Source organism: Acinetobacter sp. 778_lipA (genome assembly GCF_058242985.1).
This window is the reverse complement of record NZ_JBZAYT010000001.1, coordinates 3,586,332-3,598,474: the sequence shown is the minus strand read 5'-3', so window position 1 is coordinate 3,598,474 and position 12,143 is coordinate 3,586,332. Positions and strand designations below refer to the sequence as shown.

At 37.3% G+C, this 12,143-nt stretch carries 13 protein-coding genes; 7 read left to right on the top strand and 6 right to left on the bottom strand.

Annotated features, from left to right (window positions below; all coding sequences use genetic code 11):
* The first annotated feature begins 236 nt into the window (after positions 1 to 236).
* Positions 237 to 686: an ABZJ_00895 family protein gene (locus AC4CUY_RS16985; protein ID WP_105714347.1), complete on the top strand. Its 450-nt coding sequence runs from the start codon at positions 237 to 239 to the stop codon at positions 684 to 686.
* 108 nt (positions 687 to 794) lie between these two features.
* Here the strand turns inward: AC4CUY_RS16985 and AC4CUY_RS16980 are convergent, their stop codons facing one another.
* Positions 795 to 1,217 (bottom strand): hypothetical protein, encoded by a 423-nt coding sequence (locus AC4CUY_RS16980; protein WP_004817681.1) that lies wholly within the window; start codon positions 1,215 to 1,217, stop codon positions 795 to 797.
* 536 nt (positions 1,218 to 1,753) lie between these two features.
* Between AC4CUY_RS16980 and AC4CUY_RS16975 the strand changes: the two genes are divergently transcribed.
* The 3 genes from AC4CUY_RS16975 (at position 1,754) to AC4CUY_RS16965 (ending at position 3,923) form a co-directional block, all read left to right on the top strand.
* Positions 1,754 to 3,376: a mechanosensitive ion channel gene (locus AC4CUY_RS16975; RefSeq protein WP_336952119.1), complete on the top strand. Its 1,623-nt coding sequence runs from the start codon at positions 1,754 to 1,756 to the stop codon at positions 3,374 to 3,376.
* 84 nt (positions 3,377 to 3,460) lie between these two features.
* A complete protein-coding gene (locus tag AC4CUY_RS16970) occupies positions 3,461 to 3,625 on the top strand; it encodes a hypothetical protein (RefSeq protein WP_004723765.1) in 165 nt (54 codons plus the stop codon).
* Between the two features lie 145 nt (positions 3,626 to 3,770).
* Complete coding sequence (locus AC4CUY_RS16965; protein WP_336952118.1) at positions 3,771 to 3,923, top strand: hypothetical protein; 153 nt, start codon at positions 3,771 to 3,773, stop codon at positions 3,921 to 3,923.
* Between the two features lie 22 nt (positions 3,924 to 3,945).
* Here the strand turns inward: AC4CUY_RS16965 and AC4CUY_RS16960 are convergent, their stop codons facing one another.
* The 5 genes from AC4CUY_RS16960 to AC4CUY_RS16940 all read right to left on the bottom strand — a co-directional run bounded on the left by AC4CUY_RS16960 (position 3,946) and on the right by AC4CUY_RS16940 (position 9,666).
* Positions 3,946 to 5,145 carry a BaiN/RdsA family NAD(P)/FAD-dependent oxidoreductase gene (locus AC4CUY_RS16960; RefSeq protein ID WP_490774484.1) on the bottom strand — a complete coding sequence of 400 codons (1,200 nt, stop codon included), beginning with the start codon at positions 5,143 to 5,145 and terminating at the stop codon, positions 3,946 to 3,948.
* An 80-nt stretch (positions 5,146 to 5,225) separates the two neighbouring features.
* Positions 5,226 to 6,089, bottom strand: coding sequence for a 1-aminocyclopropane-1-carboxylate deaminase/D-cysteine desulfhydrase (locus AC4CUY_RS16955; protein WP_336952116.1), 864 nt, complete (start codon positions 6,087 to 6,089; stop codon positions 5,226 to 5,228).
* Positions 6,090 to 6,250: 161 nt separating this feature from the next.
* Positions 6,251 to 7,378 carry an HlyD family secretion protein gene (locus AC4CUY_RS16950; RefSeq protein WP_336952114.1) on the bottom strand — a complete coding sequence of 376 codons (1,128 nt, stop codon included), beginning with the start codon at positions 7,376 to 7,378 and terminating at the stop codon, positions 6,251 to 6,253.
* 75 nt (positions 7,379 to 7,453) lie between these two features.
* Positions 7,454 to 9,106, bottom strand: coding sequence for an MFS transporter (locus AC4CUY_RS16945; RefSeq protein WP_483770670.1), 1,653 nt, complete (start codon positions 9,104 to 9,106; stop codon positions 7,454 to 7,456).
* 11 nt (positions 9,107 to 9,117) lie between these two features.
* A complete protein-coding gene (locus AC4CUY_RS16940; RefSeq protein ID WP_419328191.1) occupies positions 9,118 to 9,666 on the bottom strand; it encodes a TetR/AcrR family transcriptional regulator in 549 nt (182 codons plus the stop codon).
* Positions 9,667 to 9,875: 209 nt separating this feature from the next.
* Here AC4CUY_RS16940 and AC4CUY_RS16935 point away from each other — a divergent pair, with 209 nt between their 5' ends.
* The 3 genes from AC4CUY_RS16935 to AC4CUY_RS16925 all read left to right on the top strand — a co-directional run bounded on the left by AC4CUY_RS16935 (position 9,876) and on the right by AC4CUY_RS16925 (position 12,113).
* Positions 9,876 to 10,547 (top strand): D-Ala-D-Ala carboxypeptidase family metallohydrolase, encoded by a 672-nt coding sequence (locus tag AC4CUY_RS16935; RefSeq protein ID WP_419328192.1) that lies wholly within the window; start codon positions 9,876 to 9,878, stop codon positions 10,545 to 10,547.
* Between the two features lie 72 nt (positions 10,548 to 10,619).
* Positions 10,620 to 11,255 (top strand): hypothetical protein, encoded by a 636-nt coding sequence (locus AC4CUY_RS16930; RefSeq protein WP_336952110.1) that lies wholly within the window; start codon positions 10,620 to 10,622, stop codon positions 11,253 to 11,255.
* Positions 11,256 to 11,351: 96 nt separating this feature from the next.
* A complete protein-coding gene (locus AC4CUY_RS16925; RefSeq protein ID WP_490774483.1) occupies positions 11,352 to 12,113 on the top strand; it encodes a class I SAM-dependent methyltransferase in 762 nt (253 codons plus the stop codon).
* Positions 12,114 to 12,143 lie beyond the last annotated feature (30 nt).

Sequence of the window (12,143 nt, the reverse complement as noted above, 5' to 3'; positions counted from 1 at the left end):
GCCAAAATACTTCGTTATAAAGATTCAGGCTGCTAAGTTGAATCTTAAGAAGCATAAGTTTTTAGTTTCTCTGAGAGAAGGTCTCCAAATTTTTTTGCGGATGCCGTGCAATCAATTTGGTTGCTGCAGACCTTATACTTATATAACGACAACAGTTTCAAATTGGTTGACAAGAAAATGAAAAAAAGTTGAAAAAAAATTATAATATTGTTCTTTATGCAATCAAGGCTGTATTCATGGTGTCTTTAAACAAATATTTTTTGTGGTTTTTGCTGCTTTGTTTAGTCTTGACCATGGTTGCAGGTGTATTGGCTGCATTATTGCCCAATGAAATTGCTGGCGTTTTAACCGCAATACCTTATTTGATTGCGATGATTATCGTGTTATATCGTTTTCTCAAACAACAACGCCGTGCGCCTACAGACCAAGAGCGTAAAAAACTGACCCTTGGTTATACTGCAATATTTTGGGGCTATAATTTACTTGGGGTATTTGCGGGTGTTTGGTTTTTTTCTCAGAATGATCCAGAAGTGTGGAAAACCTTTGTGATGTATCTGCAAAATACTCAATTTTTGCTCACTGCATTGATCATGTTGCTGATGTTAGCAATCCCTTTATATTTAATTACCTATTGGTTTTATGGAAAGCAAGCGCAGCGTATGGCAGCTAAAATGTTTGGTCAATGAGCTATTTAAATTGTTGACTTTACTTTGAGAAATCAAAGTCATTGATGAAATTTGTATTAATACAAATAAGTAAAAAATAAATCTTATTTTTAAGCTATGGATATGCTGTTAGTGTACGAACATATCCATAAATTCGCGTAATTCTTGAATGGCAATTTCAATGTCTGTTGTTAACCACGTCGGTTCAAAGATCCCTGCATAATGTTCTAAACGATCTTGAGGTACAACAAGTCGTATAGGGCAGTCTTCTTCAAGTAAACGCCATGGCACGATTGGAACTTCGTTATCCAGAAATGGCACAATATTGCGAATATCAATAATCATGGCATTGATACATTCTGGGAATGGCATAACTGATAATTCATCTGTACGGCGACGGAAATACTCCAAATCGCCCCATTTTAGAATATAACTTGGCTTATTAAATTCAATAATTCCAATGAGATGATCATCTCTTGAGGTATGTGTGAAGCATTGATGCGTGACATCAGTGTCCAAGTCCAACTCGACACTTTGTCGTTGATAAGCCATATCTACAATAGCCAAAAAATGGGGTACATATTATAGCTCATTTATCTTTCAAGAACTGCCCGAATTAAAATTTACTTTTGCTTAAAATATTTTTACACACAGATCACAAATAGCCTGTTAGTATAAAAATACATCAATTGATGGAGGTGGACGTCATGAAACACGATTTCAATAAACCATCTTATGTAACAAGTACTGAAGATATAACGCATAAGAATCGCTTACCCATTTATATGCTAATTCTTGTGGGGCTATTTCTCGTTTCCTTGCTTGTTTACATGATCGCTGACTGGCTTTAATTTTTATTTATCACATATAAATAAAATATTCATAAGACAAGACTCTAGCTTTAAAGCTGGAGTTTTTTATTTTTTGCATGCTTTTGTTGTATTTATGCAGTTAAATTTGCTCGTTATATAAGCAATAGATAAAGTAGAAGAGTAATTCATCAAGTATTCAATTCAAATAAAGAATGTTGCTTAAAGTCATTTGAGCACGCTCATATTGCTATAAATCTACAACTTGAGGGAATAAAAATGAATGAAATTTTACAAACAAGGGGTCGATTTGATGCCATGTATTATTGGGATCAATTCCATCCGATTCTTGCTGCTGTAGCCATCCTTATTGTTGGATGGATTATTGCACTTATTGTTGCAGCAGGAATTAAAAAAATCCTAGAAAAATTAGGTACAAATACAAAATTATCTTCCGCAACAGGTCATCGTTCAAATATTGAAAATATTCTTTCACGAATTATTTTTTGGGTCGTGATGGTGATTGCTGTGATTGGTGCATTAAATGTGCTTAATCTTACCAGCGTAAGTAGCCCATTCAGTTTGATGATTCAGCAATTCTTATTATTTATTCCACAATTACTTGCTGCTGTAGCTATTGGATTTATTGGTTGGATTGTAGCAAATCTGGTTAAAGTTGGTTTAAAAAAAGCGTTGGATCGTACTCAACTTGATGAAAAATTAAGTGCAGATGTGGGAGTGAGCCCGATCAGCCAAAATATCGCTGATATTGTTTATTGGCTCATTTTATTACTATTCTTACCAATTGTTTTGTCAATTCTAGGTTTACAAGGTTTATTGCTTCCAGTGCAGAATATGTTGACTGAAGCAGTCTCTTATATTCCAAATATTTTCATTGCGGGTGTAATCGTCTTTGTAGGCTATATCTTGGCAAAAATCCTACGAGGGATTGTCGAAGGTTTAATCAACAGTTTAAATTTACAAACCCAAATTGAAAAGGTAGGACTATTTAAAAACTCAAATCAAGGTTTAGCTAAGTTTTTAGGTTCTTTTGTTTTCGCAATTGTCATGATTACTGCTTTAATTGTGGCATTTGAAGCACTTGGTATACAAGCTATTTCACAGCCGGCAACCGCTATGCTGGGTGAAATCATGTATGCGATTCCACATATTATTGCAGCTGGATTAATTTTAATTGTGGCTTATGTGGTGTCTCGTTTTGTGGGGCGTTTGGTTTCAGAAGTTGTTGCTGGAACAGGTGTTGATGAGATTCCTGCAAAATTAGATTTGCAACGCTTTTTGGGTGACACTAAAGTTTCTTGTATCATTGGTTATCTGATTGTTTTCTTTACCATGTTATTTGCAGTTTCCGAAGCGGCAAATCGACTTGGATTTGAACAAGTCAGTCATTTGATCTCCATGTTTATTTACTTTGGTGCCAACATTTTGTTAGGCGCAGTAATTTTGGTGATTGGTTTTTGGTTGGCCAATATCGTGGCGAATGTGGTACAGCGTGGTGAGTACAATAGCTCAAGATGGTTAGGCAACTTGGTTCGGGTTTTGATCATGGGCTTGGTTATCGCAATGGGCTTAAAAGCTATGGGAATTGCTGACTCGATTGTTAACCTTGCATTTGGTTTAACCTTGGGTTCTGTTGCGGTTGCTTTTGCATTGGCTTTTGGTCTAGGTGGCCGTCAACCTGCAGAACGCGTTTTAACCGATTTAATTGATAAAGCCAAGAAAGAGGCAAATCAGCCGAATCCTTTAAAGCAAGAAAATACTTATTCATCACAGCCAAGTAGTACAGATGCTACGCAAGTAACAGCAGATACTCCTACGATTGAAAATGAGTACAAATCACTTACTGATTCGCTCAAACAGGATAAAGATGACCCGAATTAACATTTAAATTCTTTTAAAGATCGATCAGGATTGATGCTTGATCGATCTTTTTATTTTTAGGGCAAAAGTGAGAGGAAAATAAAGATGTCAAAGAAAAAGCCAAATAATTTTATTGCGCCGATTGTGATTGCAGGAATCACTGTAGGTTTTTTAGCAAGTGCTTATAAATTTGTATTTGCAAAACCCAAAAAGCAACCATCAGAAATCGTTAAGCAACAACATGAATCTCAAAACAAATCTCAAGAGTGATTGTATTTGCAACGCATGAATTTTATCGGCTTTTTTAAAGAAAATAGATAGACATCAGATGATTTATTGTCTAAATTTGATGGATAAATATGTAGGCGATATAAAATTTATATATCTGATAAATATCATTTTCAAAGGAATTGAAATGAAGATAATCTTTTTTTTAAACAAAATTCATCAGTCGTTATTTGCAAAAAACAATGATCTAAAGTCGATGGACTTGGCGATTCAACGGGTGACGCAGAAGCAGCAAATCCAAAGCCATCTTATTTTATTTAAAACAGATTATTTAGAATAAGCTTTCTATTGATCACTTTAGATTAAACATATTCTGAAGCGGCATGTGCTGAAGCCCATGCCCACTGAAAATTAAAACCGCCTAAATGACCTGTCACATCTAATATCTCACCAATAAAAAATAAACCTTTTTGTTTTTTACTTTCCATGGTTTTTGATGAAACTTCAGCGGTGTTGACACCACCTAAAGTGACTTCTGCAGTACGATAACCTTCAGTGCCAGAAGGCTTAACTTCAAATTGCTGTAATTTATTGGCTATATTTTCTAGTTTTTCATCACTTAATTGTCCAATCGCCGTTTCAGCCCACTCGGACCAAATGAGATTTTGGAGTTCAATCACCACACTTTTAGGTAGATGTTCAGTCAGTAAGGTTCTGATTAACACCTTCGGTTGGCTTTGCTTTTTGCGCTTTAAAAAATCAAACAGCTCAAGACTTGGTAGAAAGTTAATGTGGAATGCTTGTCCTGCATGCCAATAATTTGAAAGTTGTAATGAGCTTGGTCCGCTTAAGCCACGATGTGTAAACAGCAACGCTTCAGTAAATGCAATTAGCTCGTTAGAAAGCGTGGCTTCAACCGCATTCCCGCTTAAACGAGTCGTAACTTCTTTAAATTGATCTGAAAAAGTGAAGGGAACTAAACCTGCGCGTGTAGGATAGATATGATGCCCAAATTGTTTGGCAATTTCATAGCCGATGCCAGAGCCACCCAATGTTGGTATAGATAAGCCACCTGAGGCAACAACAACAGATTCAGCTTGAAAATAGCCTAAATTGGTGGCGACTTGAAAAGTCAGATCGTCAACGGTATTTATCGCTTTGACTTCACAACTAGTTTTGATCTCAACACGATGTGTTTTTTCACATTCGTTGAGCAGCATGCTTAAGATTTCTTTTGCGCCATTTAAGGTAAACAGTTGTCCATGTTTGCGTTCTTCGTAGTCAATGCCATATTCACAGACCATTCCAATAAAGTCCCAATTGGTATAACGCGTCAGGGCAGAGATGACAAAATGTGGGTTATGTGAAATAAAATTTTCAGGCTCGACATAAAGATTGGTGAAGTTGCATTTACCACCACCTGACATGAGGATTTTTTTACCAATTTTATTGGCTTTCTCAACCACTAAGACTTTACGACCACGGGCAGCTGCTTTTGCCGCAAGCATTAAACCTGAAGCACCTGCGCCGAGGACAATCACATCATATTGGTTAGAAGACATATTACACTCATGGAATCTTTGAGCATGGGATTATAGACAAATTTAAATTAATTTTCAGGACAAATATAAACTGATGTGATTCAGCTACGTCCTTGCAAACCACCACTATGCAGGATCAAAATTTTTGAATTTTCTTTAAAGTAACCTTTTGAAATCAAATCAAAAACTCCATAAAACATTTTTCCAGTATAAATCTGTTCAAGCGGAATGCGATATTGCTGCTCAAAGTTATTTATAAAGCTAAGTAATTCATCATTGGTTTTGGCATAACCTCCAAAACAATAATCATCCAATATTTGCCAATTTTTTTTATGAGTGAGTTGACTGATATCTTGTTGTAAAAAATCACCTTTAAGTGCTGAAAATCCTAAAATTTCCTGCTGCGGTGAACTTGCGTTAATCAGACCGGTCATTGTGCCACCTGTTCCTACCGCACAGCAAATTACATCATAATGATTTAAATCTTTTATAGTTAAAATTTCCTGACAACCTTGTATAGCAAGCTCATTGGTTCCACCTTCAGGAATAATATAAGTGTTCGGATAATGTTGTGTTAATTCATCTATCCAGTCATGATTATTTTTTTGCCTATATTTTTCACGTGAAACAAAAACTAGCTGCATACCCAATTGTTGTGCTGTTGTCAGTGTCGGGTTGAGCGGTTTATGCGCTAACTCCTCACCCCTAATTATGCCGATGCTTTTAAATCCAAATAACTGTGCTGCATATGCTGTTGCAGCGATATGATTGGAATAAGCACCACCGAAAGTCAGAATCTGTTTTAGGCCAAGCTGACGTGCTTCAATCAAATTATATTTGAGTTTAAAAAATTTATTGCCAGAAATTTGTGGATGGATTAGATCAAGCCGTTTAACTATAAGTTGAACAGATCCAGCAACATCTAAATTTTGGTAGGGAATAGCTTGGGCAATATGATCAAACATGCTGATTTTTAACTGAATGGGGTTATATGAATCGCTTTGAATTAAGCCTGTTCAAGATATTCTAATCAAACCTGTAAAACAAGACAGGTTTGATTTAGTTTCATCCCTATATGCGTTTTTCAATCTCTAGGTTTTTAACTCAAGCTTTTCAATTAGGCGGATCATGGAGTGCTGGTATCTACGGAAGTCACTACAGACATCCCTGGTCGTAAAAATTCTAAACCTTTCTGATTGGGATCAATCGCGATTCGCACAGAAATACGCTGCACGACCTTGGTAAAATTACCTGTGGTATTGTCAGGTTTAAGTACACTAAACTCAGCACCAGCAGCAGGAGAAATCTGTTCAATACGGCCAGTAAATTTTTGATGTTTCATGGCATCTACTGTAAATGATGCTTTTTGTCCGATGTGCATATCGGCAATTTGTGTTTCTTTGAAATTGGCAATCACCCATGTTTGTTGTGGAATCAGATACATTAACTGGGTTCCAGCTGCAACATATTGTCCCACACGAGGGCTAACTTCGCCCAACTGCCCATCCATTGGTGCCGTAATCAGGCTGTAATCCTTTGTCGTTACCGCTTGATCAAATTGTGCCTTGGCATTGGTGACTTGTGCTTTTAAGCCCGATTGAGCCACTTGTGCTGTTTTTAATGCTTCTTGAGCAACCAATACATTGGCTTCAGCTTGTTTGAGTAAGGCTAAATTATTTTTTACATCCGCAGCCGCTTTGTCTTGCTCTGTTTTGGAGGTTGCACCACTATTTCCCAATTGTTGATAACGATTGAGCTGTGCTGTTGAAAGTTCATAACTTGCTTTGGCTTGTTCAACTTTGGCTTGTGCAGCCACAATGTCCGCTTTACGTTGTTCAATAGTTTGGGTTTGATTGGCTAAAGTGGTGTTGGCCTGATCAACTCCAGCTTCAGCCTGAGTCACTTTTTGATCATAGGTTGTAGTATCAATATGCATTAACGGCTGCCCCTTTTTGACATGGTCAAAATCAGTCACCAACACATCTTTGACATAACCATTAATTTGAGAAGATAAAACTGTGGTTCTGCCTTTGATATAACTATTGTCGGTGGATTCTATGGTGCTATCAAAAGGACCAATTTTCCAAGCGCGCATAATCACAGCAATTCCCACTAACAAGACCAAGAGCATCAACAGCAATGTTCTTTTCGCTGTTGGAATAAGCTTACTGGATGGTGGTGGCGCTGCTGCTGTTGCAGGTGCTTGTGGTGGTGTAACTGCTGTTTGCTCTGTTGGTTTTTGATCTTGCGACATAAGAATTCTCAAATATTTTTTAATACATAGCGTGACATCATGGATCATCTGATCTAGAAATAGCCTGAGATCTGTCTAACTGCTATTGAGGAGCTGTTGCTGTTTTTTGAGTTGATAGCGTGTCCAAGCAATATTAAAGCTACTCCAAATCAACAGTAAAATGGCGAAAATTCCATTTAATGCAATCACATCATTATAGGCACGCACTTGCGCTTCTCGTGTCACAATCTGGTTTAAATTGCGATAAGCTTGGTTCTGTTCAAGTGCTACATCTAAAGTATATTTATTGGCTGCTTGCTGATAGGCTGCAAGTCGTTGTACCACCAATGGATCAGTTGGTGACAAGTCACTGACAATTTCAGCCCGATAATTTTGGGTGCGTAATTGTTGATAGGTTGAAAAAAATGAATTTCCAATTAAACCACCAAAGCTTTGTGTTGCAGAGAACAACACCACAAAAGTGACCATGTGTGATGGGCCTTTTTGTAAGGCATTAATAATCCCTGTCAGCAATAATGGTCCAATAAACATACCACTGGCAAAGCCAACGATAAATTGGCTGCGGTAAAAATTTTCTGGTCGTACATCACTGGTGAGGTGATAGTCTAGAGCGCAGGCAATAAGAACCAAGACCACAGCACCGACCAAGTGCCATGAGATGCGTTCTCTTTTAAAGGTCATGGCGCTAAAAACCGTGCCGAGCACAATGCCAAGAAAAATTACGCTATACAAGGTAACGAACTGATCAGGTCCCATGCCCATAGTTTTTAAAAAGTTAACAGCCGCATAACTTTGCTCAGACATAAGCAAACGAATTGCCAATGCACCAAACACAAACTTAAGTGTGGTGGCTGAGCCTAGCCAACGAGTGATGATAAGTGGATTGACACGGTAATGTTCATAAGTCAGTCCTATAATAATAAGACTGAATCCAGCAATTAAGGCATAACCTAACCATTTGACTTCAAACCACCAAAGGATTGGGCCTTGGGTCAAGACGATACATAGCAGCGCAAAACCGGGTGCAAGTAAGGAAAAAGTGAAAAAATCCTGTTTTTCAAAGACTTCGATTCTTAAGCTGCGTGGCAGTTTTAAAGAAACCACCATTGCCAAACAACATATCGCTAAACCTAACTCAAAGGTATAGAGCACAATCCAGTCATTTACATCGACCAGAGATGGGGAAATGATCCATGCTAGTGGAATACCCAATTGCTGAAAGCCCAGTGCGAGATAAATTCCTCGCCCAAAGTTTTCTCGTTTAAAGGCCTGCATGATGTAATACATGCCTAAAGAACTAAGAGGGGCAGCAACTAAACCACTGATCACACGGACAAATAATGCCATTTCAAAGGTATGCACAAAGATATGCAGCAGCAATACACAAATAAAAAGCACTAAACCAATTTCAGAAAAAAGCCGTAATCCATATTGTTGTCGAGCTTTAAACAGAATCATGTTGGAACTAATATTTGCCATCACATAAGCTGCGGGAATCCATGCGGCTTCTGAAGGCGTTAGCGAGTATTCACCCTGAATAAGTGGTAAATTTGCGGTAATAAAACCATTACTTAAACTGCCTGAAATGGCAACAAACAGACCAATAAAAAAATAAATCAGTTTTTTATGTGTTGGATGAGCGATAGCCGCAGGTGAACCTGGTAAGGTTGGACGCTCTTCAGGTGTCCAATCTGGAGCGGGTTCAAGTAAACGTGGCGATTTATCCATAACTGCCTCAATTACGCCTTGATGCCATCAATTAGTAAGTCGACTGCCCGTGCGGCCAGTTGAACTTGCTCTTCATCGGTTAATCCTTGAAAGGAAGCTCTTAGAATACCCGTAATCAGCGCATAATCTTTTGGGGTGAGATCTGGTCGGCAAATATGATGGTTAATGGCTTGATCAATCAGCGGTTGAAGAATTGCATCACGCCGTTGGTAAATATCCACCATACTTGGGTCATTACGATCAATCACGCGCCAATATTCCATCAATGCGGTGAGATAAGGCAGATTCTCGACATGGTTGCGAATTAACCGAATCAAACCATCAGGATATTCTGAAAAGCTTTTTGCACGTTCGTCTAGACGAGTTAATGCTTGTTCCATTAAGGCGATGACCAACTCACGGCGATCTTGAAAATTTCGATAAAAGGTTGCTCGTCCAACACCAGCTTCATCAATCACAAGCTGTAATGGCGCACGAATCCCTTGTTTACGGAATATTTTCAGTGCAGCATTGAGCAAATCTTCGCGATTTTGTGCCGCTTGTTTTTGACGTATACGCATAGGGAAAATTGCATTAAATTTTATTATGATATTTAACGGACATTTTTGTCCGTTGTAAATTACTAACTCTGTGGATTTTTGTAAATAGCAGCTTTAAAGTGAATGAGATTGGTTAGAATGACTTATGGCAATGATTAATAAATCGTATAAATAGGTTTAGATTTCTAAATATTTACCCTTTAAAATAAAACAATAAGTGTGCTGAAATTGTGAAAATTTTTAAAAATATTGTTATTTCGATCTGCTGCATCGGTGTATTAGTTTTCAATGCCTGTACGCCATCTGAGAAAAAAGCAGATCAGGCCACATCTTCAAGAAAATCATCAGATCAACAGATTGAACAACAATTCAAGCTTTGGAAGGCGCAACAAGACCCCCAATTATTGGCAGATTATTATCAGTTTATGTCGCAGTATTTAAAACACCCGCCTAGTCTGATGGAGCTGACAACCAGCCGAAACTATATGCCAGAACAGTGTTACTCAAAACGTTTTGCCATTCCACCTAAAGCCTTTTGGAAAAATGTGGTGAGTAGTTTACAATTGGTAGAAAAATTAAATCGAAATGACTATTTTAAAACATATACGATTTCAGCGATCTATCGTGCCCCTGAATTAAATAAATGCATAGGTGGGGCTGAAAAAAGTAAGCATTTAAGTAATTATGCAGTTGATTTTCACGTGCTATCTCCCAAAGAAACGATTAAAAAAGATCGCGAAGTATTACTTAAAAAAATGTGTCATTTTTGGCAAGTGGAAGGCAAAAGTTATAAAATGGGTTTAGGCGTTTATGGTAATAATCGCTATCATATTGATACTCAAGGATATCGTACTTGGGGTAAGGACTTTAAATCGAAAAGTTCGCCGTGTGTAAAAAGTTAAAATTGTATTTTTTGAGCAAGAATTGAACTTGCATCTATATTAAAAAATGTTGAGATATCGGGAACGTTATTTATGTTGAAAATAATAAAGAGTTGTTTATTTGCTCTGCCTTTTTTGAGTAGCTGTTCTGCTTTTGCGCAAGCTGATACTGCTGTCGAAGTTGATTCTGAATACGAAGTATTGGGGCGTGCAGGAAAACTGAAAATTCAAAAAGAGTCGTGTACTCAGTATGGTTCTAGTTGTGACTATGTGCTCTATGATGCGAAAGGAAAGAAGCAGGTATTAATGGAAAAATGGAGTAAAACCGCAAATGTTTATCAATTTAATCCAAATTTAATGGGTTTTTTGTTGGGGGTAACAGGAAGTGAGTATAATCTCACTGTGATTAACGATAAAAACCAACAAAAAGATTATGGCAGTTTTCTTGCGATGAATGCGCAGCAAAGTTGTTTTACAACTTTTGAATCGAATTTAAAAAATATGCCAAATTCATTGGTATTTTATAGTATTCCTGATTTTCGGGTACGTTTAGTGCTCAATAACAAAGTGCCGCAATTTAAAAAACTGAACTATCCTACAACGGCGAATTTTGAGGATAATGGTGATTTTTCATTTAACTATAATATCAAGATCGGAAACGAGATGGGGGTACAGGATGTCATCATTCAAAACCCGTGTCAGTCTGATTATCGGGTGATCATGAGCTAACAATAAAATAAAGTTATTAATTTTATTAAAATTCATTATTTTTATTTTTAAATTGAGTTGTCTATTGTAGTTTTATTCAACAAGAAGGACACGATAATGACCACTCAACAGCAAGTTAATCAGTCACAATATCAAAATAAATCAGAAGCATACTTAAATAGCCAAGTACATGCACAAGGCATTGAGTTTGAAAAAATGCAAAATTTAATCCAACAGCATCAATTAAAGCGAGTTTTGGATCTTGGCTGTGGCGGTGGGCATGTGACTTATCAGATTGCAGCATTGACTGAGCAAGTGATTGCTTATGATATTACGCCTGAAATGGTCAATCTTGTGACTGCGCAATCTCAAAACAAGGGATTCAATCATGTCATAGGGCAGGTTGGTGCGGCAGAACAATTGGACTTTCCTGTTGAGCATTTTGATTGTGTGATCAGTCGTTATTCTGCGCATCATTGGCAAAGTATCACTCAAGCGATTCATGAAATTTATCGTGTATTATGCGCTGATGGTAAAGTAATCTTGTTTGATATTATTGGTAATTCTAACCCTATTTTAGATACCTTTATTCAGACTATAGAAACCATTCGTGATCCAAGCCATGTTCGAAATTATAGTTTGGCGGAATGGGTAACAATCGTTGAACAAGCGAGCTTTAAGGTAGAAACCATTGAAAAGCAAAGTTTACAGTTAAATTTTCAAAGTTGGGTAGAGCGTATGCAAACACCCGTAGAGGGGATCAATACCATTCGCTATTTACAGTCCAAAGCCGCTGATCAAGTACAACAGTATTATCAGATTCAGCAAGATGGTACATTTACCAGTGAGGCTGTATATTTGGTATTGAGTAAAACTTGATTAGAAGTCTGATGCCAAAAAAAATAATCA

Excerpts from the sequence above, each read along its gene's own strand:
- AC4CUY_RS16970 (WP_004723765.1), top strand. The coding sequence starts at position 3,461 with ATGTCAAAGAAAAAGCCAAATAATTTTATTGCGCCGATTGTGATTGCA.
- AC4CUY_RS16955 (WP_336952116.1), bottom strand. The coding sequence starts at position 6,089 with ATGTTTGATCATATTGCCCAAGCTATTCCCTACCAAAATTTAGATGTT.
- AC4CUY_RS16965 (WP_336952118.1), top strand. The coding sequence starts at position 3,771 with ATGAAGATAATCTTTTTTTTAAACAAAATTCATCAGTCGTTATTTGCA.
- AC4CUY_RS16950 (WP_336952114.1), bottom strand. The coding sequence starts at position 7,378 with ATGTCGCAAGATCAAAAACCAACAGAGCAAACAGCAGTTACACCACCA.
- AC4CUY_RS16985 (WP_105714347.1), top strand. The coding sequence starts at position 237 with ATGGTGTCTTTAAACAAATATTTTTTGTGGTTTTTGCTGCTTTGTTTA.
- AC4CUY_RS16925 (WP_490774483.1), top strand. The coding sequence starts at position 11,352 with ATGACCACTCAACAGCAAGTTAATCAGTCACAATATCAAAATAAATCA.
- AC4CUY_RS16975 (WP_336952119.1), top strand. The coding sequence starts at position 1,754 with ATGAATGAAATTTTACAAACAAGGGGTCGATTTGATGCCATGTATTAT.
- AC4CUY_RS16945 (WP_483770670.1), bottom strand. The coding sequence starts at position 9,106 with ATGGATAAATCGCCACGTTTACTTGAACCCGCTCCAGATTGGACACCT.
- AC4CUY_RS16930 (WP_336952110.1), top strand. The coding sequence starts at position 10,620 with ATGTTGAAAATAATAAAGAGTTGTTTATTTGCTCTGCCTTTTTTGAGT.
- AC4CUY_RS16960 (WP_490774484.1), bottom strand. The coding sequence starts at position 5,145 with ATGTCTTCTAACCAATATGATGTGATTGTCCTCGGCGCAGGTGCTTCA.
- AC4CUY_RS16940 (WP_419328191.1), bottom strand. The coding sequence starts at position 9,666 with ATGCGTATACGTCAAAAACAAGCGGCACAAAATCGCGAAGATTTGCTC.
- AC4CUY_RS16980 (WP_004817681.1), bottom strand. The coding sequence starts at position 1,217 with ATGGCTTATCAACGACAAAGTGTCGAGTTGGACTTGGACACTGATGTC.